At 67.6% G+C, this 24,416-nt stretch carries 25 protein-coding genes; 12 read left to right on the forward strand and 13 right to left on the reverse strand.

Translation table 11 applies throughout. From position 1 onward, the window contains the following. Positions 1 to 15: 15 nt before the first annotated feature. Genes NE2_RS32695 through NE2_RS32705 form a run of 3 tightly spaced genes read right to left on the reverse strand, consistent with a single transcriptional unit; the run spans position 16 to position 1,239 of the window. Entirely contained in the window at positions 16 to 474 is a 459-nt protein-coding gene (locus NE2_RS32695) for an SRPBCC family protein (RefSeq protein ID WP_063032394.1), read from the reverse strand. Next, positions 471 to 821, reverse strand: coding sequence for an ArsR/SmtB family transcription factor (locus tag NE2_RS32700; protein ID WP_063032396.1), 351 nt, complete (start codon positions 819 to 821; stop codon positions 471 to 473). The genes NE2_RS32695 and NE2_RS32700 overlap by 4 nt, the downstream gene beginning before the upstream one ends. Before the next feature lie 43 nt (positions 822 to 864). Next, the gene (locus tag NE2_RS32705) at positions 865 to 1,239 is read right to left on the reverse strand and encodes a nuclear transport factor 2 family protein (RefSeq protein WP_063032399.1); all 375 of its coding nucleotides are present in this window, start codon (positions 1,237 to 1,239) and stop codon (positions 865 to 867) included. 112 nt (positions 1,240 to 1,351) lie between these two features. Between NE2_RS32705 and NE2_RS32710 the strand changes: the two genes are divergently transcribed. The 5 genes from NE2_RS32710 to NE2_RS32730 all read left to right on the forward strand — a co-directional run bounded on the left by NE2_RS32710 (position 1,352) and on the right by NE2_RS32730 (position 7,880). Continuing rightward, complete coding sequence (locus NE2_RS32710; protein WP_063032401.1) at positions 1,352 to 2,332, forward strand: RNA polymerase subunit sigma-70; 981 nt, start codon at positions 1,352 to 1,354, stop codon at positions 2,330 to 2,332. 232 nt (positions 2,333 to 2,564) lie between these two features. Then, positions 2,565 to 3,197: a TetR/AcrR family transcriptional regulator gene (locus NE2_RS32715; RefSeq protein WP_227463169.1), complete on the forward strand. Its 633-nt coding sequence runs from the start codon at positions 2,565 to 2,567 to the stop codon at positions 3,195 to 3,197. A gap of 48 nt (positions 3,198 to 3,245) precedes the next feature. After that, a complete protein-coding gene (locus NE2_RS32720; RefSeq protein ID WP_063032403.1) occupies positions 3,246 to 5,138 on the forward strand; it encodes an NAD-binding protein in 1,893 nt (630 codons plus the stop codon). A gap of 119 nt (positions 5,139 to 5,257) precedes the next feature. Then, entirely contained in the window at positions 5,258 to 6,118 is an 861-nt protein-coding gene (locus tag NE2_RS32725) for an alpha/beta hydrolase family protein (protein WP_063032405.1), read from the forward strand. Positions 6,119 to 6,239: 121 nt separating this feature from the next. Continuing rightward, positions 6,240 to 7,880, forward strand: coding sequence for an MFS transporter (locus NE2_RS32730; protein WP_063032407.1), 1,641 nt, complete (start codon positions 6,240 to 6,242; stop codon positions 7,878 to 7,880). A gap of 2 nt (positions 7,881 to 7,882) precedes the next feature. On the opposite strand, the gene NE2_RS32735 is transcribed toward NE2_RS32730, so the two are convergent. Together NE2_RS32735 and NE2_RS32745 are read right to left on the reverse strand one after the other, a co-directional pair. Then, positions 7,883 to 8,353 carry an SHOCT domain-containing protein gene (locus NE2_RS32735; RefSeq protein ID WP_084494494.1) on the reverse strand — a complete coding sequence of 157 codons (471 nt, stop codon included), beginning with the start codon at positions 8,351 to 8,353 and terminating at the stop codon, positions 7,883 to 7,885. A gap of 324 nt (positions 8,354 to 8,677) precedes the next feature. Further along, complete coding sequence (locus tag NE2_RS32745) at positions 8,678 to 10,762, reverse strand: prolyl oligopeptidase family serine peptidase (RefSeq protein ID WP_063032411.1); 2,085 nt, start codon at positions 10,760 to 10,762, stop codon at positions 8,678 to 8,680. 143 nt (positions 10,763 to 10,905) lie between these two features. Here NE2_RS32745 and NE2_RS32750 point away from each other — a divergent pair, with 143 nt between their 5' ends. Continuing rightward, positions 10,906 to 11,931, forward strand: a complete 1,026-nt coding sequence (locus NE2_RS32750; RefSeq protein ID WP_063032413.1) for a dipeptidase — start codon at positions 10,906 to 10,908, stop codon at positions 11,929 to 11,931. Between the two features lie 78 nt (positions 11,932 to 12,009). Further along, complete coding sequence (gene lpdA, locus NE2_RS32755) at positions 12,010 to 13,413, forward strand: dihydrolipoyl dehydrogenase (protein ID WP_030518736.1); 1,404 nt, start codon at positions 12,010 to 12,012, stop codon at positions 13,411 to 13,413. Positions 13,414 to 13,479: 66 nt separating this feature from the next. On the opposite strand, the gene NE2_RS32760 is transcribed toward lpdA, so the two are convergent. Beyond that, a complete protein-coding gene (locus tag NE2_RS32760) occupies positions 13,480 to 13,878 on the reverse strand; it encodes a winged helix-turn-helix transcriptional regulator (RefSeq protein WP_063032415.1) in 399 nt (132 codons plus the stop codon). A 115-nt stretch (positions 13,879 to 13,993) separates the two neighbouring features. Between NE2_RS32760 and NE2_RS32765 the strand changes: the two genes are divergently transcribed. Next, positions 13,994 to 14,848 (forward strand): SDR family oxidoreductase, encoded by an 855-nt coding sequence (locus NE2_RS32765; protein ID WP_063032417.1) that lies wholly within the window; start codon positions 13,994 to 13,996, stop codon positions 14,846 to 14,848. Between the two features lie 5 nt (positions 14,849 to 14,853). Here the strand turns inward: NE2_RS32765 and NE2_RS32770 are convergent, their stop codons facing one another. Next, complete coding sequence (locus NE2_RS32770) at positions 14,854 to 15,270, reverse strand: VOC family protein (RefSeq protein ID WP_063032419.1); 417 nt, start codon at positions 15,268 to 15,270, stop codon at positions 14,854 to 14,856. A gap of 171 nt (positions 15,271 to 15,441) precedes the next feature. Here NE2_RS32770 and NE2_RS32775 point away from each other — a divergent pair, with 171 nt between their 5' ends. Next, positions 15,442 to 16,257 (forward strand): TetR/AcrR family transcriptional regulator C-terminal domain-containing protein, encoded by an 816-nt coding sequence (locus NE2_RS32775; protein ID WP_063032421.1) that lies wholly within the window; start codon positions 15,442 to 15,444, stop codon positions 16,255 to 16,257. Between the two features lie 19 nt (positions 16,258 to 16,276). On the opposite strand, the gene NE2_RS32780 is transcribed toward NE2_RS32775, so the two are convergent. From NE2_RS32780 to ramB, 3 genes are all read right to left on the reverse strand, one after another. Then, positions 16,277 to 16,816, reverse strand: coding sequence for a carboxymuconolactone decarboxylase family protein (locus NE2_RS32780; protein WP_063032423.1), 540 nt, complete (start codon positions 16,814 to 16,816; stop codon positions 16,277 to 16,279). Positions 16,817 to 16,939: 123 nt separating this feature from the next. Then, positions 16,940 to 17,641: an alpha/beta fold hydrolase gene (locus NE2_RS32785; protein WP_063032425.1), complete on the reverse strand. Its 702-nt coding sequence runs from the start codon at positions 17,639 to 17,641 to the stop codon at positions 16,940 to 16,942. 147 nt (positions 17,642 to 17,788) lie between these two features. Then, positions 17,789 to 19,198, reverse strand: a complete 1,410-nt coding sequence (gene ramB, locus NE2_RS32790) for an acetate metabolism transcriptional regulator RamB (RefSeq protein ID WP_063032427.1) — start codon at positions 19,196 to 19,198, stop codon at positions 17,789 to 17,791. A gap of 93 nt (positions 19,199 to 19,291) precedes the next feature. On the opposite strand from ramB, the gene NE2_RS32795 reads away from it, so the two are divergent. Next, on the forward strand, positions 19,292 to 20,860 hold the full coding sequence (locus tag NE2_RS32795) for an ATP-dependent DNA ligase (protein ID WP_063032429.1): 1,569 nt from the start codon (positions 19,292 to 19,294) through the stop codon (positions 20,858 to 20,860). 173 nt (positions 20,861 to 21,033) lie between these two features. On the opposite strand, the gene NE2_RS32800 is transcribed toward NE2_RS32795, so the two are convergent. Beyond that, the gene (locus NE2_RS32800) at positions 21,034 to 21,474 is read right to left on the reverse strand and encodes a DUF4254 domain-containing protein (protein WP_036526375.1); all 441 of its coding nucleotides are present in this window, start codon (positions 21,472 to 21,474) and stop codon (positions 21,034 to 21,036) included. 126 nt (positions 21,475 to 21,600) lie between these two features. Then, positions 21,601 to 22,266: a CatB-related O-acetyltransferase gene (locus NE2_RS32805; RefSeq protein WP_063032431.1), complete on the reverse strand. Its 666-nt coding sequence runs from the start codon at positions 22,264 to 22,266 to the stop codon at positions 21,601 to 21,603. A gap of 124 nt (positions 22,267 to 22,390) precedes the next feature. Between NE2_RS32805 and NE2_RS32810 the strand changes: the two genes are divergently transcribed. After that, a complete protein-coding gene (locus NE2_RS32810) occupies positions 22,391 to 23,014 on the forward strand; it encodes a TetR/AcrR family transcriptional regulator (protein WP_063032433.1) in 624 nt (207 codons plus the stop codon). Between the two features lie 4 nt (positions 23,015 to 23,018). Here the strand turns inward: NE2_RS32810 and NE2_RS32815 are convergent, their stop codons facing one another. Continuing rightward, the gene (locus tag NE2_RS32815; RefSeq protein WP_233429957.1) at positions 23,019 to 24,035 is read right to left on the reverse strand and encodes a glycoside hydrolase family 113 protein; all 1,017 of its coding nucleotides are present in this window, start codon (positions 24,033 to 24,035) and stop codon (positions 23,019 to 23,021) included. A gap of 118 nt (positions 24,036 to 24,153) precedes the next feature. Here NE2_RS32815 and NE2_RS32820 point away from each other — a divergent pair. Continuing rightward, the coding region (locus tag NE2_RS32820) for a TetR/AcrR family transcriptional regulator (RefSeq protein ID WP_373862297.1) at positions 24,154 to 24,416 on the forward strand (263 nt) is incomplete at its 3' end.

A 24,416-nucleotide genomic window follows, 5' to 3' on the forward strand; every position in this document is an offset into this window, starting at 1 on the left:
TTTCGAGCCCTATTTCTATCGGTTCGACATTTCCCGGAGGCGTTCATCGAGGGTGGCGAGTTGCTCGCTCGTCCCGTGCTCGCGCCATTCCGGCTTTTCGTGGTCGTCGAGATAGGCCCCGTGTTCGGTGAGGGTCAGGCGGGTGCCGGCCGCGGTTTCGGCGAATTCGACAGTGGTGAGCGAGACCGTCACGACGGCGTCGTCCACACCCATGGTGGAGGTGTAGACGATGCGCTCGCCGGGGACGATCTCCTGGTAGGTCGTCGTGAAGGTCATTCGCTTGCCGTCGTGCACACCGGCGGCGATCTCGCGACCTCCGACTCGGAAGTCGAGTTCGTGCTCGGTGCCGGGTGCGCTGAACCACTCGGCCTTCCGTTCCGGTTCAGCCCATGCGCCGAAAACCGTTGCGGGAGTGACGGGGTAGTCGCGTTCGAGGGTGAAGGTGGAATGGACCAGGGAATGCGTGGGCGTCATGACGACTCCTCGGGGTCGGGGTTGGTCCGCTCGGCGAGGGTGGCGCCGAGCGCGTCGAGGCGGCGTTCCCAGGGGGTCTGCCGCGCGCGTAACCAATCCTCGGCGGGCCGCAGCGCATCGGGTACCAGGTGGCAGGTGCGCACCCGGCCGACCTTCTCCGACCGCACCAGGCCGGCGTCCTGCAGTACCTGCAGATGCTGCACAACGGCCGCCAGGCTCATCTCCAGCGGCTCGGCCAGGGCACTGACTGCCGCCGGTCCCCGGCCGAGCCGCTCGAGCAGATATCTGCGGGTGGGGTCGGTGAGCGCCCGGAAGATCAGGTCCAGCCGCTCGGATTGGTTAAGCACCCACTTAAGTGTAGGAGCCTCGCCCCGATAGTCAAGTAGTTACTTAACTGTGGTCGTGCGCGCGGGCTGCTTCGAACGGCAGCCGGTCGAAGATGAAGCGGCTGGTGGTGATTCGGCCGTCGGCGACGGTGACCAGTTCCGCCGCGGGGGCGCTCGGTACCGGGAGGGTCGCGGTGTCGTAGCAGACGAGCGCGGTGGTCTCGTTCCCGAAGGCGGCGAACATCGTTGCGCTGGTGAGGATTCGGGTGAAGGGTTCCATGAATTCGCGGTAGGCCGCCGCGCCCTCGAGGCGTCCCGGGGGTGCGTCGCAGACGATGTCGTCGGCGATGTAGGTCATTGCGCGATCGATGTCCCTTCCGGTCCAGGCTTCGAAATAGGCGAGAGCCACTCGGGCCGCGGGGCTGTCGTCGGCGATCATGTCGTCCTCTTCTCGGGTCGATGGAATCGTTCCCTGATACAGACACCGGCCGGACCGGGAACGGACCGGTTGTCGGTGCCCGATGTGAGGATGGGGCTGTGAGGAAAGGACGATGACGGACTCGTCGACCGCGCGCGGTGTGGATGAGCGGACCTTTCGTGAGCTCACCGAGCCCTACCGTGCCGAGTTGCGCACGCACTGCTACCGGATGCTGGGGTCGATGTACGACGCCGAGGACGCGTTGCAGGAGACGCTGCTCGCGGCGTGGCGCGGGATGGGCGAATTCCAGCAGCGGTCGTCGGTGCGCACCTGGCTCTATCGGATCGCGACCAACCGGTGCCTGAATTTCCGCCGGGCCGCACTGCGCCGGCCGGTCGCGCCGCTGCCCTTCGACGCTCCGGAGCCGACGCGTCACGGCGAGGTGAGCTGGTTGCAGCCGTGTCCGGATGCGTTGCTGGACCCGCAGCAGGTGCTGACCGCGCGGGCCTCGGTCGAGTTGGCGTTCATCGCACTGCTGCAACAACTTCCGCCGCGTCAGGCCGCCGTCCTCGTCCTGCGGGACGTGCTCGAATTCAGTGCGGCGGAGGTGGCCGACCTGCTCGGGCTCACTCCCATCGCCGTGAAGGCCGCGCTGCAGCGCGCTCGGGAACGGCTGTCTCGCGACGCGGGCGGGCAGCCGGGGCCGGCGCCGGAGTCGCCCGCGGAACGCAGGCTCGGCGAGCGCTTCGCGCGCGCCTTCGAGGCCGCCGATGTGGGCGCCGTGGTCGCGCTGCTCACCGACGAAGCCTGGCTGACCATGCCGCCGTGGCCCCACGAGTACCGCGGCCGCGCGGCGATCGGCGAATTCCTCCGCGGTATTCCGGCATTTCGGGACGGGGCACAGATCCGGCTGCAATCGGTGCGCGCCAATGGGCAGCCGGCATTCGGCTGCTATTCCCGACGGGTGGACGGGACGTTTCGGGCGACCGGACTTCTGGTGACGACGTGCGGTCCGGACGGCATTTCGGCGCTCACGCATTTCCCGCCCGCCGAGAACTTCCCGCGCTTCGGCCTTCCGCTCGCGCTGCCGCCGCGTGGCGCGACTATTTCCTGATGGAATCGTTGCGGAAATAAAACCTAGAAAATTCCTTCAAACTCTTCCGTTGTATAGGTGTTATCGACTATCCTCCGTCTTGGCAAACCATCCGCGACATGAAGAGCGCAGTCATTGCATCGGCGCTCCGATCATAGAGACAACTTCCGGCTAACGCGCGGTCAGTCGGAGGTGTAAGCGAAGGGCCCGATCCATGACGAGGGAATCGGGCCCTTCGGTATTGTCTGGCGCAATGTCACAGGAAACGAACGCGGGTAGGATGTACGCCGGGCAGCCCGTAGAAGACCGGCAGCGGCAGCGACGTGCGCGTTTTCTGGAATCCGGACTGACTGTGTTCGCCAGAGACGGGTATGCCAATAGCTCGGTCGGAGCCATTTGCAAAGACGCCGGACTTTCCTCGCGTCAGTTCTACGAGGAGTTCACCGGGCGCGAATCGCTGCTGCTGGAACTCTACGAACAGATCGACCGGGAATCCCGGGACGCGGTGGTCGCCGCGCTGGACGCGCATGCCGATGCCAGTGCCATCGAGATCATCGACGCCGGAGTGCGCGCCTATATCGAGTCCATCGGGCGCGATCCGCGCAAGGCCCGCGTCGCTCTCGTCGAGGTGGTGGGCGCCGGGCCGAAGGTGGAGAAGTTCCGGTTGGAGCTGCGGCGCGCATGGGGTGCGCTGCTGGCCGGAGCCGCCGAGGATGCGGCGCTGCAGGGCGAGATTCCCAGCGGCGACTACGAGACGCGCATGCTCGCCATCATCGGTGCGGTGAATTACGTGGTCGACGAGTGGAGCGGTTCGGAGCCACGCCGGCCTCTCGACGAGGTGATCAGGGTGTTGCGCCGGGTCATCATGGGTGCGGTCAGCGCCTGATCGACGAAGCATCGTGCCGCCGAACGGGATTCGCTCTAGCATCGATACGTGCATGTTTCGCCGGGGGGCGGGCAGTCCCCGACATTCGTCGTCTGTGGCGACAACCCGCTCGTCCATCAGCTGGCACTGCAGTTGACCACCCGGTTCCCCGACGCCAGCGTGACCGCGGTGCTGCCGAATCGCAACGGTAGCTACGTACCGCAGCTGGAGAAGCTGGACCGGGTCCGGATTCTGTGCGCCGAGCGCCTGGACGAAACCGTTCTGCGCGCGGCCGGGGTGGAGCGGGCGCCGGCCCTGGCCCTGGTTGATCAGGCGGATGTGGAGAACTTCCACGCCGCGCTGCGCGCGCACGAACTCAACCCTCGGATCCGGCTGGTCATTCGAATGTTCAACACCGGCTTGGGTTTTCGCATCCGCCGGTTGTTCTCCGACTGTGTGGTTCTCTCGATCTCGGAGATGGCCGCGCCGTCGTTCATCGCCGCGGCCCTCGGCGAGAAGGCGCAGGGTTATCTGCGGCTGGGGGAACGCACGCTGTATGTCGCGGCAGTCGGTGATGCGCCGCCGGACCGGGTGGTGTCCGGACTGGCCGGCGGGCCCGGCACAATCGCGTTGCGCTCGCCGCACGCACCGGCGGACCGGGTGCTGGCGCTGGCCGGGCGGGTGCCGTACTCCCCCGGGGCGCGGCGGCGCTGGCTGAATCAGCTGCGCTATCTGGTCCGCCACGATCTGATCCGGCTGCTGCTGGTGATGCTGATCATCATCGCGGCCGTGTGCGTCATGATGGTATTGATCGGAAACAGCTGGGGCACAGCGGTATACGAAACACTGCTGGATTCGGCGGGTGCGGCGCAGCCGGAGCCGGGGCGCGAACCGCTGTTCAAGATCCTGCAACTGGGGGTGGTCTTCACCGGGCTGGCGATGACGCCGGTGGTCACCGCGCTGGTGGTGGGCGGAGTCCTGCGGGCGCAGCTCTCGGAATATTCGATCGACCCCTCGCGAATGGAAAACCACGTGGTGGTCGCGGGATTGGGCAATGTCGGGATGCGCGTGGTGGAACAGTTGCGCGACCTCGGCGTACCGGTGGTCGGGCTGGACTACGACGAGAACGCGCGCGGCATCGCGCTGGCTCGCAGCCTGGGGGTGCCGGTGGTGATCGGGCAGGCCACCTGGGAGGACACACTGCGTGCGGTGGGTGTGCCGAAGGCGCGTGCGCTGGTCCTGCTGACCTCCAGTGACGCGGTGAATCTGGAGGCCGCGATGCTCGGCCAGTCCTACCGTGACGATCTGCGGGTGGTGCTGCGCGTCTCCGACGACGACCTGGCCGACCGGGTACAGCGCAGCCTCGGGAAGGCGGTGGTACGCAGCGTCTTCCAATTGGCCGCCGACGGATTCGCCGCGGCGGTGGTGGAGCGGCGGGTGATCGCGACCCTGACGATCAACCAGGCCACCCTGCTGGTCGCCGAGGTTCCGGTGGAGCCGGGATCGGCGCTGATCGGGCTGCGGATCGCCGACCTCGGATCGACGGAGCACACCCGGGTCATCGCGGTGCAGCCGGCGGTCGGCGACGCGCTCGAATGGCAGCCCGCGGCGCAGAGGGTGCTCGCCGCGGGCAACCAGCTGGTGGTGGTGGCGACCCGGCTGGGGCTCGAGGAACTGCTGGAGCGCAGTTGCGCACCCGCGGTGAACGACACCGCGCGCGAGGCCATCGTGGCGGCGGAAGCGTTGGTCGCGGACGCGGTGGAGGAAGTGGTAGCCGACGCGGCGAGAGGATCGGTCGCCGAGGGGGGAATGGTTGCGGAGGTGGCGGGCCGGTCTGTCGCCGACGCGAAGGCCGAGGGGCTCGCCGGTACGCAGGGCGATGTCGCGGAGGACGCGGTGGATCGGGAGACCGGGCAGCGATCCGCCGACGGGTCGGCCGAGCCGGATGCGGTGGGTTCCTGATGCGGTGAGCTCGTGAGGCGGTGGGCTCCTGCGGCTCGTGCACCGGGCGGCCTTGTGAGCTGGTGAAGAAGCGGGCCGGGCGTCGGCGGCCGGGGTGTGGCTCGCGGTAGCGTGCGCGTATGGAGACGATTCCGATCCAGATGCCGGACGGGTCGACGGTGCCGGTGCGGTTCGTCGCCGCGACCGGTCCGCACCGGCATGCCATCACCGCGGACGCCCCGCGCCCGGTCATCGTGATCATTCCGGGCCTGGGTGTGCCGGGCGAGTACTACGGGGATTTCGCGCGGGAGCTGGCGCGGCGCGGATTCGATGCGGCGATCGGGGAGTTGCGGGGTAACGGTGACAGCCGGCCGAAGCCGAGTTCGTCCAGTACCTACGGCTACCACGAGCTGGTGTCGATCGATTTTCCGGCGATCTTCGAGGCCGTGCGCACCCGTTTCCCGGACAGTACGCCGATGCTGCTCGGGCACAGCATGGGTGGCCAGCTCGGGGTCATGTACGCCGCGCGGATCCGGGGCCGGCTGGGCGGGCTGATTCTCGTCGCCTCCGGCACGCCCTACTACCGGGGATACGGCGGAATCGCCCGCTCCGCAATGCTGGTCGGACCGGCCGCCATCTCGCTGACCGCGAACCTCGCCGGTTTCTGGCCGGGCGATCGAATCACCGCCGGCGGATTCGGGCGGCAGTCCAAGGTACTGATCTCCGATTGGGCCCGGCTGGCCCGCACCGGCCGATTCGTGCCGGTCGGCGCCGATATCGATTACGACGAGCGCATCGCGCGGCTCACGCTGCCGGTCCTCTCGATCACCGTCACCGGCGACGATCTCACCCCGCGCAGTGCGGCCGCACATCTGCTGGAGAAGCTTCCCAAGGCGCGCGTGAGCACCTGGCACGAGCCGAAACCGTTGGGACACAACGGCTGGATCACCGATCCGGAAACGACCGTCGACCGCATCGAGAAGTGGGTGCGCGACCTGTAGCCGAACACCGCCGATTCCGGGGCCGCGGGTGCTTCAATAGACGAATGCGCAGGTGGGTCGCCCGCCGTAACCGGTGCTCCGGCCGTCGTCTCGCGTCGGCTCGACCACGAGCGCGGCGGGAATGACGGCGCGGCCGGGCGCCGCCTCCGGATCCACACTCGTCTTGGCGGTGCTGGGTTCCGGTCAATTCCTGATGACCCTCGACAGTTCCGTCATGAACGTCTCGATGGCGACGGTCGCCCACGATGTCGGCACGACGATCACCGGAATCCAAACCGCCATCACGCTGTACACGCTGGTAATGGCATCGCTGATGGTCACCGGTGGCAAGGTCGGGACGATTCTCGGGCGGCGGCGGGCATTCGGCGTCGGATTGGTCATCTACGGCGCGGGCTCGCTGGTCACCGGGTTGGCGCCGAATCTGGGTGTGCTGCTGCTGGGCTGGTCGCTGCTGGAAGGCATCGGGGCGGCGCTGATCATGCCGGCGATCGTGTCGCTGGTGGCGGCGAACTTCGCCCGCGAACGCCGCGCCGCCGCATACGGACTCGTGGCCGCGGCCGGTGCGATGGCCGTGGCCGTGGGCCCGCTCGTGGGCGGGGCGGTGACGACCTTCGCGTCCTGGCGGTACGTGTTCTTCGGCGAGGTCGTGGTCGTGGTCGCGATTCTGCTGGTGCTGCGCCGCGTGGCAGACGTACCGGCCCAGCGGGTGCACTTGGACCTTCTGGGTTCGGTGTTGTCGGTCGTCGGGCTGGGGTCCGTGGTATTCGGGGTACTGCGGTCCAGCGAATGGGGATGGATTCGCCCACACCCCGGCGGTACCGAGATCGCGGGTTTGTCGCCGGTGATCTGGTTGATCCTGGCGGGCCTGCTGGTGCTGTATGCCTTCCTGCGGTGGCAGAACCGGCTGGTGAGTTCCGGCCGGGAGCCGCTGGTCGACCCCCGGTTGTTCGGCAATCGCCGGCTCGGGGGCGGGTTGGCGATGTTCTTCGCGCAGTTCGCGGTTCAGGCCGGAGTGTTCTTCTCGGTACCGCTGTTCCTGTCGGTGGTGCTGGAATTGAGTGCGCTCGAGACCGGCGTGCGCATCCTTCCGCTGTCGATCGCGCTCGTCGCCGCCGCCGCGGGAATTCCCAAAGTAGCGCCGCGGGCGAATCCACGGCGGGTGGTGCGCCTCGGCCTCGGGTCGATGATCATCGGAATCCTGTTGCTGGCCGGAGGCATGGATCCCGGAGCGAATGCCGCGGTGGTGTCGGTGCCGATGTTGTTCATGGGCCTGGGGCTGGGGGCGCTCTCCTCGCAGCTGGGCGCGATCACGGTATCGGCGGTGCCGGATTCGCAGAGCGCGGAGGTCGGCGGGCTGCAGAACACCGCGACGAATCTCGGCGCCTCGCTCGGCACCGCGCTGATCGGCTCCATTCTCATCGCCACGCTGACCTCCTCGGTGATCAGCGGGATCGAGAACAACCCCGCGGTCCCGCCCTCGGTCGCGCAGCGCGCCGACACCGAACTGGCCGATGGCGTGCCGTTCCTGTCGAATACCCAACTGCGACAGTCGCTCACCGCCGCCGGAGTCGATCAGTCGACAGCCGACGCGGTCGTCGCGGTCAATTCCGATGCCCGCCTGCTGGCGTTGCAGGTGGCCTTCGCGGTGACGGCGATGCTGGCCGTCATCGCGTTGTTCTTCACCGGCCGGCTACCGCGGCGTGCCGTCGGCTCCGATCCGGACACCGACACCGCGGCCGGCGAGCGGACCGGAGCCGGGTAGCGCTACCTGGCTGCCAGATTGCCCGGGTCGACACTGCCCTGGTCGACATTGCTTTGGGGGCTGCCGGGTCCGGCATTGCCTGTGCCGGAGCCGTTGTGACCGAGTGCGCGGGCCTTCAGCTGGGCGAACTCGGTCGCGTCGATCGTGCCGGAGTCCAGCAGGGCCTTGGCGTCGGCGATCTGCTCGGCGGGCGACTTGCCCGCCACCTGACGGATGTAGTCGTCGGCCGCCTGCTTGGCTTCCACGTGAGCGTGCTGGGCCCGCTCGGCCATGCCCTTTCCGCGCGCGACCAGATAGACCAGAGCCGTGATGTAGGGGAATATCACCAGGCAGATCACCCATGCGGCCTTGGCGATGCCGGAGACCGTATGATCGCGGAACAGATCGGTCAGGATCTGGAACAGGATGATCAGGTAGGCCACGAAGGCGAACACCAGAATCGTGTACCAGAGGTAGTCCCAGAACGTATCCATGATGTGTGTGCTCCTCTCGAGAACCCGCTACCGAACCGCGGTGGTCGGCGAGATGGCCGAATCGGTGAGTCGCTGACGGGCAAGCCGTTCGACGAGTTCCGGTAGGGCCGGGACCGGTGATCCGCGCAGGTCTCGGAGGGCGCTCGCGACAGCGATCTCGATGGCCCGGTGTGGCGCCCGACCGCTGTCGGTGTGCGCATTGCGAATCCTGTCGTTCTCGGTCCTCGAACCGAGAATGGCAGTGCGATAGATCACGCTCCAGAGCCCAAAGGCCCTGGTCACCGCGGGCCTTTGGTCATCTGTTTCGAGAGCGGGACGCGTCGGTCAGGCGGTGTTCCGGCGCTCGATCAGCATCTGGGTGAAGAACTCGTAGATCAGCGCGGATTGGAAGGCCATCTGCTTGTTGTCGGCCGCGCCGCCGTGACCGCCCTCGATGTTCTCGTGGTACCAGACGGTCCGGCCCTGAGATTCCAGCAGTGCCGCCATCTTCCGGGCGTGGCCGGGGTGGACCCGGTCGTCGCGGGTGGAGGTGGTGAGCAGGATCGGCGGGTACGGGCGTGCCGGATCGGCCGCCATCGCGCGCTGATAGGGCGAATACTCGCTGATGTACTGCCACTCCTCGGGCTTGTCCGGGTCGCCGTATTCGGCGATCCAGGACGCGCCGGCCAGCAGCAGGTGGTAGCGCTTCATATCCAGCAGCGGCACCTGGCAGACGATGGCGCCGAACAGTTCCGGATAGCGGGTCAGCATCACGCCCATCAGCAGGCCGCCGTTGCTGCCGCCGACCGCACCGAGTTGTTCCGCGGTCGTGATATCCCGCGCGACGAGGTCTTTCGCGACCGAGGAGAAGTCCTCGTAGACCTTGTAGCGGTTGGCCTTCTGCACCTGGGTGTGCCATTCGGGCCCGTACTCGCCGCCGCCGCGGATGTTGGCCATCACCCAGGCGCCGCCGCGTTCGAGCCAGCCCATTCCCGAGGCGCCGCTGTAGCCGGGGGTGCGGGAGACCTCGAAGCCGCCGTAGCCCGAGACGACGGTCGGGCCGGGCCGGCCCTTGTGGTCGCGGTGGCGAATCACGAAGTACGGCACCATGGTTCCGTCGTCGGAGCGCGCGAAGAACTGCTCGGTGTCGATGCCCTCGGCGTCGAAATACGCCGGTTCCCGCTTGAGGGCTACCGCCGGGCTGCCCACCGAACCGGCCAGCAGCGTCGCCGGAGTGGTGAAACCGCTTGTGGTGAGCATGAATTCGTCACCGCTCTCCAGGGGATCCAGATTCATGACGTTGGTGGTCGCCATCGGCGGGGTGTCGGCGAGCGGTTCGCGGGTCCAGCCCGCGCCCGGGGCCGTCGCCGTGCCGGGGGTCAGGACGTACAGCTTGGTCTGCACGTCCTCCAGCGTGATCAGCAGCAGGTGGTTCTCGGTCCAGCCGTAGCCGTGCAGTGAGGTGTGCGCGTCGGGTTCGAAGACCACCTCGAAATCGCGTGCGCCGCCGAAGAAGTCGTCGATGTCGATGGCCAGCAGGGCGCCGGCGGGGTAGCTGCGCCCGCCCACCTCCCACGGCGATTTCAACTGCACCAGCAGCCAATCCTTGTACCAGGACTCGGAGGCGTCGGTGGGTACGTCGATATGCCGCAGCGTGCCGTCGGGGTCCAGCAGATAAACCGATTCGTTGAAGAAGTCGGTGGCGCGGGCGACGTAGTGGCGCTCGTATCCGGGCGTGCGGTCGTAGCCGGCCGAGACCATCACATCACCCGGCTCGCCCTCGAAGACGGTTTCCGCCTCCGACAGCGGGGTGCCGCGGCGCCAGCGCTTGGCCAGCCGCGGATATCCCGAGTCGGTGAGCGTGCCGGGGCCGAAATCCGTTCCCACGTAGACGGTGTCGGCATCGATCCAGCGCACCTGTGACTTGGCCTCGGGCAGATGGAAGCCGCCCGCTGCCGCCGGGCGGAATTGCCGTGTGGTCAGATCGAATTCGCGCACCACCTTGGCGTCGGCCCCGCCGCGGGACAGGCTGATCAAGGCCAGTTTCTGGTCCGGGCGCAGCACCGCCGCCCCGCCCCAGACCCAGTTCTCGTCCTCGGCCGTGGCCAGGGCGTCCAGGTCGATGAGCACATCCCAGGCCGGATCGTTACCGCGATATTCGTCGAAGGTGGTGCGCCGCCACAGCCCGCGGGGGTGTTCGGCGTCGCGCCAGAAGTTGTAGAGCCAGGGTCCGCGTCGCGTCGGGTACGGGATGCGGGTGTCGGTGTCGAGCATGGCGAGGATGCGATGGTCGAGGGCGTCGAACCGGTCGGAGGTGGCGAAGCGTTCGATCACCACCTCGTTGTGTGCCCGCGCCCAGGACAGGGCACGTTCGCCGGTGACATCCTCGAGCCACAGGTACGGGTCGGTCGTTTGCTCGGCGCCGCTCATGGGTCACATTGTGGCCTACCGGTCGGTCCGCCGACGGGCGAGAGGTGCGGCGGGTGCGTCGCGCCGCCGTGTCCGGTCGCCGCGTGCGGTCACGACTCCGTACAGTTGCGGGACGCCTCGGCGACGCCGGAAGGAGGACCGCGGTGGCACATCCGCTCTGGGAGCAGCACTGCTGCCTGCCGATCCTCCCGTCCGCCGATGTCACCGAACTGACGCGCTATCCGGCCGGCTCGTACCTGTCGGTGAATGTGGGGTACTCACTGCATTCGATCGAGGATGCGCTGGCCATGATCCACCTGCTGCGCCGGAAGGCTCTGGCGGACGGGCGTTTCCGGCTCGTCGAGTCCGTCGGCGACACCGAGGTGGCATCCGGCCCCCAGGGCCGCATCGCGCTCGCCTTCGATCTGGAGGATTCGCGGCCGCTCGACGGCGATCCGGACAACATCGCGCTGTTCCATTCGCTCGGCGTGCGTTCGCTGCTGCCGACCTACAACCACGCCAACGCGGCCGGCGGCGGCTGCCTGGACCCCGACGATCGCGGCCTGACTCCCTACGGCCGCACGATCATCCGCACGCTCGGTGAGGTCGGGATGTTCGCCGATGGGTCGCATTGTTCGCGCCGGACCGGACTGGATATCGCCGATGTCGCGGGTGGGCCGATGATCTACAGCCACTCCAATTTCGCGGCGCTGTGGCCGCATCCGCGCAATATCGGCGACGACCAGGCGCGCGCCTGCGCTGCGACCGGTGGGGTGATCGGGATCAACGGCGTCGGAATCTTTCTGGGCCGCAACCGCGTCGAGGGACGGGCCGCGCGCATCGAGGCGATGGCCGACCACATCGCCTACGGTGCCGATCTGGTCGGCGTCGAGCACATCGGGATCGGTTCGGACTTCTCGTTCGACGGGGACCAGTTCAACGCGGAGATCGCGGCCGCGCCGGAGAACTTCTCCGAGGACTACACGCGATGGGGGCCGCTGCAATGGGTGCCGCCCGAGGATCTGCTCGGACTGCCGCCACATCCGGGGACGGATGTGGACAACCCGCACGCCCGGCCCCGCGTTGCCGGACTGGACGAAGTCCTGGCCCGCAGGGGTTTCATCGACTCCGAACGCGCGGCGATCTTCCACGGCAACTTCGCCCGCGCGGCGCGGGAGGTCTGGAGGTAGGCGCACGCTGTGGCCGGCCTCTCACCCCTGCGGGGGATGGATGAGTGAGCTTCCGGCAACAGCGCTAGGCTCGTTCCCGTGACTTCCCACTACGATGTCGTCGTTCTCGGCGCTGGTCCCGGCGGTTACGTCGCCGCGATCCGCGCCGCTCAACTCGGCCTGCGAACAGCGATCGTCGAGCAGAAATACTGGGGTGGCGTGTGCCTGAACGTCGGGTGCATTCCGTCCAAGGCACTGCTGCGCAATGCGGAGCTGGCCCATATCTTCACCAAGGAAGCGAAGACGTTCGGTATCTCCGGACAGGCGAGCTTCGACTTCGGTGCCGCCTTCGACCGAAGTCGTAAGGTCGCGGACGGCCGGGTCAAGGGCGTCCACTTCCTGATGAAGAAGAACAAGATCGACGAGTTCGACGGGAAGGGCACCTTCACCGACGCGAACACCCTCTCGGTCGAACTGAGCAGCGGCGGCACCGAAACCGTCACCTTCGACAACGTCATCATCGCCACCGGCACCGAGACCAAGCTGCTGCCGGGCACCTCGCTGTCGCAGAACGTGGTGACCTACGAGGAGCAGATCCTGACCCGGGATCTGCCGGGGTCGATCCTGATCGTCGGCGCGGGCGCGATCGGTATGGAGTTCGGGTACGTCCTCAAGAACTACGGCGTGGACGTGCGGATCGTGGAGTTCCTCGACCGCGCGCTGCCGAACGAGGACGCCGATGTCTCCAAGGAGATCACCAAGGCGTACAAGAAGCTCGGCATCACCATCACCACCGGTGCCTCGGTGCAATCCATCGAGGACAACGGTTCCAAGGTCACCGTCTCGATCAAGGACAACAAGTCCGGTTCGGTCGAGACCGTCACCGTCGACAAGGTGCTGCAGGCCGTCGGTTTCGCGCCGCGGGTGAAAGGCTTCGGCCTGGAGAACACCGGCGTGCAGCTGACCGAGCGCGGCGCCATCGCGATCGACGACTACATGCGCACCAACGTGCCGCACATCTACGCCATCGGCGATGTCACCGCGAAGCTGCAGCTGGCGCACGTGGCCGAGGCGATGGGTGTGGTCGCGGCCGAGACCATCGGGGGCGCCGAGACGCTGCCGCTGGGCGACTATCGGATGATGCCGCGCGCGACGTTCTGCCAGCCGCAGGTCGCCAGCTTCGGCCTCACCGAACAGCAGGCGCGCGACGAGGGTTACGACGTGAAGGTCGCGACCTTCCCGTTCACCGCCAACGGCAAGGCGCACGGCCTGGGTGATCCGACCGGTTTCGTGAAGCTGGTCGCCGACGCGAAGTACGGTGAGCTGCTCGGTGGCCACCTGATCGGCCCGGATGTGTCGGAGCTGCTGCCCGAGCTGACGCTGGCCCAGAAGTGGGACCTCACCGTCAACGAACTCGCGCGCAACGTGCACACCCACCCGACGCTGAGCGAGGCGCTGCAGGAGGCGTTCCACGGTCTCGCGGGTCACATGATCAACTTCTGATCTCCGCGCTGACGGCCCGGTATCGGCGAATACGCCTGGTACCGGGCCGTTTTCGTGTCCGGGCGATCAGTCGCGGTGGTAGATGTCCTGCGCCGCCGAGATGACGTCGATGTTGTCCTCGAGGATCGCGATCAGGCCGTACAGCTGATCGGCGACCTGTTCGCCCAGTTCGGTGAGGGTGTATTCGACGCGCGGGGGGATGGTCTGCTGGACCTCGCGGTGAATCATGCCGTCGCGTTCGAGGGCCTGCAGGGTTTGCGACAGCATGCGTTCGCTGATGCCGTCGACCCGGCGCCGCAGCGCGCTGAAACGGTAGGGACCTTCACGCAGCGCGACGAGGGCCAGTGCGCCCCAGCGGCTCGCGACATTCTGCAGCACCGGCCGGGAGCGGCAGTTGCGCGCGAAGACGTCGGCTTCCAGGGTCGGATCGGCGTCGTCCGCCGATCGCAGTTGCCGGCTCGTCATGCTCTCGATGCTACCTATCGCTGCGGTAGTGAACTTTTCATCTGTAGTGCGGGAATATCAAGTACTAACTAATAGTTAGTACAAATGTTCTTACACCAGATCTGGAGGTTGGGTTATGACCGTCGCCGTCACCGGGGCAAGTGGGCAGCTGGGCCGTCTCGTCGTCGAGGCGCTGTCGAACAGGAATGCGGGGCCCGTCGTCGCGGTCGTCCGGGACCCGGCCAAGGTCGCCGACCTGGCCGAGCGCGGTGTGCGGGTGCGGCAGGCCGCCTATGACGATCCGGAAGCGCTGGACCGCGCCCTCGCGGGTGTGGATCGGCTACTGCTGGTGTCCGGCAACGAATTCGGTGCGCGGGTCGACCAGCACACCACTGTCGTGCGCGCCGCCGAGCGGGCCGGGGTGCAGCTGCTGGCCTACACCAGCATTCCGCGCGCCGAGCGGAATCCGATGATTCTCGCGCAGGAGCATCGCGGCACCGAAGAGGTGATCGCGAAATCCGCTGTGCCGCATACTTTCCTGCGTAACAGCTGGTACTGGGAGAACTATCTGAACGGTCTCGACGCGACTCTGGAATCGGGCGTGCTGTACGGCTCGGCCGGGGCCGGACTGGTCTCCGCCGCCGCACGAGCCGACTACGCCGAGGCTGCCGCGGTGGTTCTGACCACCGACGGTCATGCGGGACAGGTCTACGAACTCGGTGGCGACGAGCATCTGTCGCTCGCCGATGTGGCGCGGGTGATCTCCGCGGCGTCCGGCAAGCCGGTGCGGTATCAGGATCTGCCACAGGACGAGTATGTGGCGGGATTGGAAAAGGCCGGCGTGCCCGGTGATTTCGCGCGGGTGCTGGCCGATTCCGATGCCGGACTGCGTGCGGGATGGCTGGATGTGACCAGCGGCGATCTGCAGAAACTGATCGGCCGGCCGTCGACGTCCGCGGCCGAGGTGCTGGGTGGCGCGCTCGGCCGCTGACCAGGTCAGGATTCGGTCGCGCCCGCGGCGTAGGTGCTCGGATCGCCGACCCACTGGACGAGTTGGATGATGATGCCGTTGGGGTCGACCGCCTGGAAATAGCGCTCGCCCCACGGCTCGGTTTCGATCGGTGTCACGATCTCGACCCCTTCGGCTCGCACGCGCTCGTATTCGGCGTCGATCTCGTCGACGGTGAAGACGATCAGCACCCCCTGGCCGGCCGCACCCGCGACGCGGGCAGGTTTGAACGTCTCCAGCCCGGTGCGCAGGAAGATCACGTGGAATCCGGCGTCGGGGCGGGTCATCGAGACGAATCCGTCGGCCGACATATCGACGGTGAATCCGAAATGGGTGCCGAGGAATTTCGCCGACGCGTCCGGGTCGGCAACGTTGAGCGAGACGGCGGATGCGGTGATGTTCACGGTCCTCCTCGGGGCGGGCGCGCGGCATGGTGCCGCGCGATCCGATAACTCTCTACTAAGTAGACTGTACATAGTAGAGAGTTATTCCGCCCGCTGGACGGCGCGCGCGACTCGATACGATGCGCACGACGCCGAACCGCGGCGGCACGGCAGGCGAGACCGGGAGATCGGGTGCCAGAGAATTCGGCCGAGGAGCGGCCCCGCCGGGCGCGCGCCGCCGGTGAGCGATCCAGCGCCGGCGATCCCGCTCGCACGCTGGAGTTGCTCTGGCGGCAGGCGGGCCGCGCGTCCGGGCGCGGCCCCAGACAGCGCAGCAGTGTCGACGAGGTCGTGGCGGCGGCGGTGGATATCGCCGATGCCGAGGGGCTGGAGGCGCTGACCATGCGGGCGGTCGCCGCGAAACTCGGGCTGACTCCGATGGCCACCTACACCTATGTGCCCGGTAAGGCCGAGCTGCTCGACCTCATGCTCGATGCGGTCTACGGCCGGATGCCGCGCACGGACCTGACCGGAAAGTCCTGGCGGGAACGCGTGTGCGCCGTCGCGCAGGACAATCGCTCGATGCTCGCCCGCCACCGTTGGGTGGCCGCGGTGCCGACCACCCGGCCACCGCTGGGTCCGGGCCTCGCCGCGAAATACGACCACGAACTGAGCGCATTCGACGGACTCGGACTGAGCGATGTCGAGATGGACGCGGCGTTGACCTATCTGCTCGGGTTCGTCACCGCGGTGGCGCGCATCGCGATCGATACCGATCGGGCGGCCGCCGACAGCGGGCTGTCGGATCGCGAATGGTGGGAACGCACGGCCCCGGTCCTGGAACAGGTCTTCGATCCGCAGCGTTATCCGCTGGCCGCGCGGGTCGGCTCGGCAGCCGGACAGGCTCACGACAGCGCCTACAGCGCCGAGCACGCCTGGAATTTCGGTCTGGCGCGCGTCCTGGACGGCCTGGCCGTCCTCATCGAACGGTCCGAGGCGTCCGACTGAGCCGCCGAGTCCGTCCGGCTCAGTGGTCGGTCTGGATCCGAAGGGTGGTGATGGTGCTGGCCAGACCTTCGTATTGGTTTGCCAGCAGGACGATTTCGATGAGGCGCTTCTCGTCGTAGTGCTGCGCCAGGGCCGACCAGGTGGCATCGTCGACGTCGCGGGTAGTGACCAGTTGGTCCACCGCGGTGAGCAGCGCGCGTTCCTTGTCCGACCAGCCCTCGGCTTCGGGCCCGGTGCGCAGGCGCGCCAGGATGTCCTTGGTGACACCGGCGCGTTTGCCCAGGCGGATGTGGTGGTCGGTCTCGTATTCGCAGTTCCGCAGATGTGCGACGCGCAGGATCACCAGTTCGGTCTCGTAGCGCGACAGTTTGCCGCCGGGCATCAACCGGCCGGAGAAGTGCAGCCAGCCGCGGAACAGGCCACCGGTGCGGCCGAGCGTGCTGAACAGGTGGGCGTCGTCGGTACCCGCCGCGCGGGAAAGCACCTGCCAGACAACCCAATTCACCGGGCCCAGTTCGCGTAGGCGACCGGGTGCGATCCGTGGCTCCGTCGACACCATGCCCCACGCTAACAAAAATGGCGCGCACCGGTGGCTGCCTCGCTGGACCGTCGCGCGTACCTGCGGTCTCGGCGAGCTCCGCAGGCCCGGGCCGACAGATTCCGGCTGTCGGCCCGGGGCATATCACCGCTGAGCGGCCAGGAGGATCAGGTCGGCCACAGCGCTGGGGTTGGACACGGAAACCGCGTGCGACGCCTGGACTTCGACGGTGTGCGCGCCCGCCCGTTCGGACATGAACCGCTGCGACTCCACGGGGATGTTCTTGTCCTCGGTGGTGACCAGGGAATAGGCCGGGACGGCGCGCCATGCCGCTGCCGAGGCCGGCTGCTCGAGCGCGGCGAGCGCGACCGGGCGCTGGGTGATCGCCATCGTCGCGGCGACGTCGGCCGGCACGTCGGCGGCGAACTGGGCGGGGAATTCGTCCTGGCGGATGTGCAGTTCGGTACCCGCCGCCCCGGGAAGCGGATGGGCGACGGTGGTGGGTGCGAGCGTGGAACCGGGGAACTTGCCGGTCAGTTCCAGGGCGTTCTCGCCCTCCGCGGGAATGAAGGCCGCGATGTAGACCAGGGCCGCGACCGCGGGCTTGCCGTGCGCGGCGACGGTGATGACGCTGCCGCCGTACGAATGACCGGCGAGAACGATCGGGCCCTCGACGGTGTCGAGGACCGAACCCACGTAGGCGGCATCGGTGTCGAGGCCGCGCAAGGGGTTGGCGGTGGCCAGCACGGCGTAGCCCTCGGCGCGCAGGCGTGCGATGACGCCGTTCCAACTCGAGGAATCGGCGAAAGCGCCGTGGACGAGGACGATGGTCGGCTTCGTGGTCATGGACGTGCTCCTCTGGAGGATCGGATCGCGGCTCCTCGAGTTTCGATCACTCGCCGTGGCCTCGCCCCTCGCTGTGGGCCAGGTATCCACTGAATCGGGACATCGCCCGACCCGCGCGAAATATGCCGGAGTTCGGTGGCCGTCCGCTCAGCGCAGGACGTACGGCGAGATCGAGCTGCGGTGCTCGCTGATATCCAGGGACTTGCCGAGCGGCGGGAATGCGCGCTGCGGACAGTTGGCGCGTTCGCAGACACGGCAGCCGGCGCCGATCGGGGTGGCCTGGGGATCGTTGAGGTCCAGGCCGTCGGCGTAGACCACGCGTCCGGCGTGGCGCAATTCGCAGCCCAGGCCGATGGCGAAGGTCTTGCTGGGCTGCCCGTAGCGGGTGGCGCGCCGCTCGACCGTGCGCGCGATCCACAGATATTTGCGGCCGTCGGGCATCTGGGCGATCTGGGTCATGATCCGGCCGGGATAGGCGAAGGTCTCGTACACATTCCACAACGGGCAGGTCCCGCCCGCGGAGGAGAAGTGGAATCCGGTGGCGGACTGGCGTTTCGACATGTTCCCCGCGCGATCCACGCGGACGAAGGAGAAGGGCACCCCGCGCAGTTTGGGCCGTTGCAGGGTGGAGAGCCGGTGGCAGATCGTTTCGTAACTCTGCGCGAAGAACGCCGACAGCCGCTCGATGTCGTAGCGGAAATCCTCGGCGACCTCGTGGAAATGCGAGTACGGCAGCACCGTGGCCGCGGCGAAATAGTTGGCGAGGCCGAGTTTCGCGAGCGTACGGGTGTCCTCGGAGGCGAAATTGCCCTCTTCGACCAATTTGTCGATCAGGTCACCGCATTCCAGATATGCCAGTTCCGTGGCCAGTTTGAACACGCGCTGACCGCCCGACAGATGCGGGGCGATCTCGAGCTTGCGGGCCTCGGGATCGTAGCGGTGCAGCACACCCTCGCCCAGGTCGATCCGCTCCACGATCTGCACGCCGTATCCGGTGGTGAGCCGGCGGGTGAGCTCGCGCCGCAGATCACCGCCGTGCAAGCGCATGCGGGTCGCCAATTCCTCTGCGGCGGTATCCAATTCGTGGATGTAGTTCTGGCGCTGATAGAAGAAGTCGCGCACCTCCTCGTGCGGACGGGAGATGGCGCCCGAGCCGCTGCCGTCGGAGAAGCGGTCCTCGGTGGCCGCGGCCAGCTGCGCGGTCGTGTTGCGGTAACGGCGGTGCATATTCACCAGCGCCCGGGCCAGGCTGGGATGGGCCGAGACCATATCGGCGATCTCCTGCGCATCGGCCTCGATGCCGAGTTCGGTGTCCATCACCACCTCTTGCAGCTCGGCGATCAGGCGAGTGTCGTCCTGGGAGGCGAAAAAACTGGTGTCTACGCCGAACACCTCACTGATCCGCAGCAGTACCGGTACCGTGAGCGGACGCACGTCGTGTTCGATCTGGTTGAGGTAGCTCGCCGAGATCTCCAGCTTCTTGGCGAGTGAGATCTGGCTCAGCCCCCGTTCGGTGCGCAGCTGTCGCAGTCGCGCCCCGACGTAAGTCTTGGCCATATGCCCAGACTATGGACCTTTCGCAAAGCTGCCAATGGAGAATTAGCAGTGGACTCGAGCTATATGTCACACCGAGCGGCTACCGTCGAGTCCGTGCTGCTTTCGGATGTGGTCGCGGCGTCGGAATCGGTGCGGGCATCGGCGTCGCGCAAGGTCAAGATCGCGGGTCTGGCCGAACTGCTGGGCCGGGCCGAATCGGACGAATTGATGCCGGTCGTCGCGTGGATTTCCGGTGAGCTACCGCAGGGCAGGCTGGGCGCGGGCTGGCGTACGGTCGCCGGCATCGAGGTGGAGTCCGCGCCCGAATCGACGCTGACCGTCGCCGCGGTCGATCAGGCGCTGACGGAATTGGCGGCCGTGGCCGGATCCGGATCGGTCGCGCGGCGGCGGGAACTGCTCACCGCCCTGCTCGCTCGGGCGACCGACGACGAACGCGCTTTCTTGATTCGCCTGCTGACCGGTGAGCTGCGCCAGGGCGCGCTGACCGCGATCGTCGCCGAGGCGGTGGCCCAGGCGGCCGATGTGCCGGCCGAGCTGGTGCGCCGGGCCTATATGCTCTCCGGCCGCCTGCCGGTGACCGCCGCCGCGGCCATCGCGGGCGGCGCGGAGGCGCTGTCGGAATTCCGGCTCGAGGTCGGCCGTCCGATCCAGCCGATGCTGGCCTCGCCCGGCGCCACACTCGACGATGTGCTCGGTGAATTCGAGGGTGACGTGAGCGTGGAGCACAAACTCGACGGTGCGCGGATTCAGGTGCATCGCAAGGGCTCTCAGGTCTGGGTGTTCACGCGCACGCTGCGCGACATCACCTCCGGGGTGCCGGAGCTGGTGCAACTGGTCTCCGAATTGCCCTGTGACAGTGTGGTTCTCGATGGCGAGACGCTGGCGCTCACGGACTCCGGCCGGCCTCGTCCGTTTCAGGAGACGATGAGCCGGTTCGCCGCCGACCCGGCCTCGGAGGAGCCGCGGCTGACGGTGAACTCGACCAGGGAACTGCTGTTGCATCCGTACTTCTTCGACTGCCTGCACCTGGACGGCCGGGATCTGCTCGATGCCCCGCTGCGTGAGCGGCGCGTGGCGTTGGCGAAAGTGGCGGGCGCGCAGATGATTCCGGCGCTGATCGATCCGGAGCCCGAGGCCGTCGCCGAATACTTCGATGGTGCGCTCGCCGCGGGGCACGAGGGCATCATGATCAAATCGCTGTCCGCACCGTATGCGGCCGGACGCCGCGGCCGGGCGTGGCAGAAGATCAAACCGGCGCACACCCTCGATCTGGTGGTGCTCGGCGCCGAATGGGGATACGGCCGCCGCACCGGCTACCTGTCGAATCTGCACCTGGGCGCGCGCGATCCGCACGGGGGCGATCCGATCATGGTCGGCAAGACCTTCAAGGGGCTCACCGACGCGCTGCTGCAGTGGCAGACCGCGGAATTTCCGCGCCATGAGCGCGCCCGCGACGGCCACACCGTCTATCTGTGGCCGGAGTTGGTCGTCGAGATCGCCCTCGACGGGGTGCAGACCAGCACGCGCTATCCCGGCGGCGTGGCACTGCGGTTCGCGCGGGTGGTGCGGTATCGGCCGGACAAGGAGCCCGCGCAGGCCGACACGATCGACGCCGTGCGCGCGTTGATGCCCGCCGGACCGGAGGTGGGGGCGACGGCCTGACGGAGGCGTCCGCTTGCCAGCCGTTTCACAGGAACATCCGGGGCAATCTCGAGGATGTCGGCGCAGGATCGGTGTGTCGGGTCGCCCCGATGCGGATCGACTGCCCTGATCCGCTCATCCGAGCCAATCGGCGGCGTCGGTTCCCTCGCCCGCGCCGCCGTTCGGCCGGTGGCTCATTCCTCGTCGCGGTGACCGCTGAGATCCGGCAACCGGCACAGGCCGGCGGTCACCTCCCCGGCCAGATGGTCGTAGGCCACCGCCAATTCCGACAGCCGCCGCCAGGCGTCGTGCATGACGTATTCCGGTTCGTGCGTCAGCGTCAGATAGGCCAGTGCGGAGAACTGGGCGAGCCGGTCGATCACGGTGCCGACCGTTTCGGTGTGCATGCGTGCGCCGCCGTGTGCCCGGGGTAATTCGGTGGCGACCCAGCGATCGATATCGGAAACCAGTTGGGCTCGATCGCGATCGATGTCCAGGGTCGGCCCGGGCGCGGCGGACAGTCTCTGCTCGTGCAATTCGCTGAGGCGGCACGCGCATTTCAGTACGGGGTGACCGTCGTAGGTCAGACCCCGGCAGGCCTCGAGCAGGAGGTGTTTGGGTGGGAGCGATTCCACGACCGTAATACTCCACGCCCAATGTTTCTGATTGGCATCGCTGCGTCGGTGAGCTCGGCCGAATGCCGCTGAGTCTCAGTGCGTTCCGCTGTCCGAGAGACGGGGGTGGGTGATTCGGACATGCGGTTACTCGGTTCGGGAGGGCTGTGCGGGTGCCGCTTTCTCCATGTCGTCGACGGTGCCGGACATGATCGTGCGGACGTGCTCGTCGATGTGCGCGAGGGGCCAGTCCCACCAGGCGAGGGCCAGCAGGCGGTCGATGTCGGGCGCGCTGTAGCGGTGGCGGATGAGCCGGGCGGGATTGCCGCCGACGATGCCGTAGTCCGGGACGTCGGAGGTCACCACGGAACCGGCGCCGACGATGGCGCCGTGACCGATGCGCACTCCGGGCAGCACCGTTGCGCCGTAACCGATCCAGACGTCGTTGCCGACCACGGTGTCGCCGCGATTGGGCAGCTCCATGAGGAGGTCGACGTGCCGGGACCATGCGCCACCCATGGTCGGGAACGGGAAGGTCGAGGGCCCGTCCATGCGGTGGTTGGCGCCGTTCATGATGAATCGCACGCCGGTGGCGAGGGCGCAGAACCTGCCGATGACGAGCTTTTCCGGACCGTAGTGGTAGCGGACATTGCGGGTTTCGAACGCGGTGGGATCGTCCGGGTCGTCGTAGTAGGAGTATTCGCCGACCTCGATCAGCGGCGAGGTGACGAGGGGTTTCAGCAGGACGACTCGCGGCTGCCCGGGCATCGGATGCAGGGTGGTGGGGGCCGTGACGGGAAGTTGTTCGGGCATGCGGAATCCCTTCTGTCCGTGGCTGATCGGAAAGTGCGAAAACCGCGACCACTGCTTTAATGCGACGAATGTTGCTTTAGGATGATGGCATACTCCCTCCCGCCGAGCAACCGGATGAACGACGATGAAATCTGCAGCGAACGAGCCCGCGGCCGCCCGGCAGCCCGCGTCGCGACCGGGTGGACGCACCGCTCGCATCCGCGATCACGTGCTGGCCGCGGTGCAAGCGGAGCTGACCGAACACGGATACGACGCGCTGACCGTGGATACGGTGGCCGCGCGGGCGGGCGTGCACCGCACCACGGTGTACCGGCGCTGGCGCGATGTCGGCGGGCTGATCGCCGACGTCTTCGCGGCGGCGAGCGATCTGGACTGGCAGCCGCGCGATACCGGTTCGCTGACCGGCGATCTCACCGAGCTCAACCGGGAGATCCAGGATTCGCTCACCGAGGAGTCGTCGATCGCGTCGGCGTTGATCGCCGTGTCGTTCCGCTCCGAGGATGCGGCCCGGGCGCTGCGGCAGCTGTGGGAGGACCGCTACGCGCAATGCGAGATCGTCGTCGAGCGGGCGATCGCCCGCGGTGAGATTCCCGCCGAAACCGATACGCGCGCAGTGCTTGTCGCTGCGACCGCACCGCTGTATCACCAGCTGGTGTTGTTGCGGACCCCGGCCGACCCCGAGGGGCCGCGGCGGGCCGCCACCGCGGCGGTGCTGGCGGCGCAGGCGGGTGCGTTCGCCGCGGGGTAGGGAATTACGTGTCGCTGCCGTAGAACTCGGCGACGGCGGCGAATGCGGCTTTGGGTTCCCAGGTCATATCCGGGTAGGTGGTGCCGTGGCGGTCTTCGAATACTTTCACGATGCCCAGCCCGGCGAGGTCGAGGTCGTCGCGCGGGTCGCCGTCGGGTCGGTGGGGATGGCTGTGGAGCGCGAACAGGAACACGAAAGCGGAATCCACCCCCTCACTGTCGAAGATCTCGAGCAGGTCGCTGAGATAGGCGGCCTGCCCGGCCTCGTCGCGCACATAGTCGCCGTCCAGCCGGACCGCCGCACCCGTGACGGGGTCGTATTCGACGATCTCCATACTGCGCGGCGCCACATCGGCCGAACCGCGCCAGGTCGCGGTGCCGAATCCGGTGATCGCCAACGGTTTTCCCTGAGCGACCAGGGCGCGCACGCCGTCGCGAAACCGGTCGGCGACCTCGGCCGAGCGAATCAGCTCGACGGAAACGAAATCGAAAGGCGCCCAGTCGATCTGCTCGTACGGGATCGCGCAGTAGGTGAGTTTGCCGAGGAAGTGGCGCCGCACCGCGGCCACCGCGTCGCGCAGGAAGTCGTCGAGGCGGGCGCTCACCTCGGCTATCCGGTCACCACGCTCGCCGGGCTCGGAGAACAGGTGACCGACGCGATCCATCGCGGTCTCGCCCGGTAGGAAGCCGCGGTTCATCAATGTCAGTTCGACGCCGGTGACGAAGACGACCTCCGCGCCGGTGCGGCGAATGCGCTCGGCGCGCTGCGCGCACTCGCTGAACAGCGCGAGGATCTCGTCGGTCGTCAGCTCCAGTGGGTACGGCGAGAACCAGACCTCGAGGCCCAGCTCCGCGGCGTAGCCGGCGGCGAGTTCCAACCGCTCCGGGTCGCCGCCGGTGATCTGGACGGCCGTGCAGTGCAGATCGTCCCGAATGACGGACAGTTCCCGGCGGACCACCGCTGGGTCGAACTCCGGCCGGGATGTACTGCCGTTGCGGACGAACCCGGTGTCGTAGGTCATTCCTTTGCCTCGCATGGATGGGCCCTTCTGTCTGGCGCGAGTGAATCCGCCACCAAGCTAAGCGCAAAAAGTGCGTGCACGCAATTTTGCGTGGACGCAGATATGGCATGATCGACCCGTGACGACGAGACCCGTGACGACGAAACCGACGGGCTTGCGGGAGCGCAAGAAGCAGGCCACCCGGGTGGCGCTGCGCGAGGCGGCGATGCGGCTGGCCCTCGAGCGCGGGCCGGACAACGTGCGGGTCGAGGACATCGCCGAGGCCGCCGGGGTATCGCCGCGGACGTACAACAACTATTTCTCCAGCCGGGAAGAGGCGATCGTCGCCGCCGTCGGCGCGGACCGGGAGGCGCGGGTCGCCGCGGCGATCGCCGGTCGGCC

This window comes from Nocardia elegans NBRC 108235, assembly GCF_001612845.1.
In the GTDB taxonomy this organism is placed as follows: domain Bacteria; phylum Actinomycetota; class Actinomycetes; order Mycobacteriales; family Mycobacteriaceae; genus Nocardia; species Nocardia nova.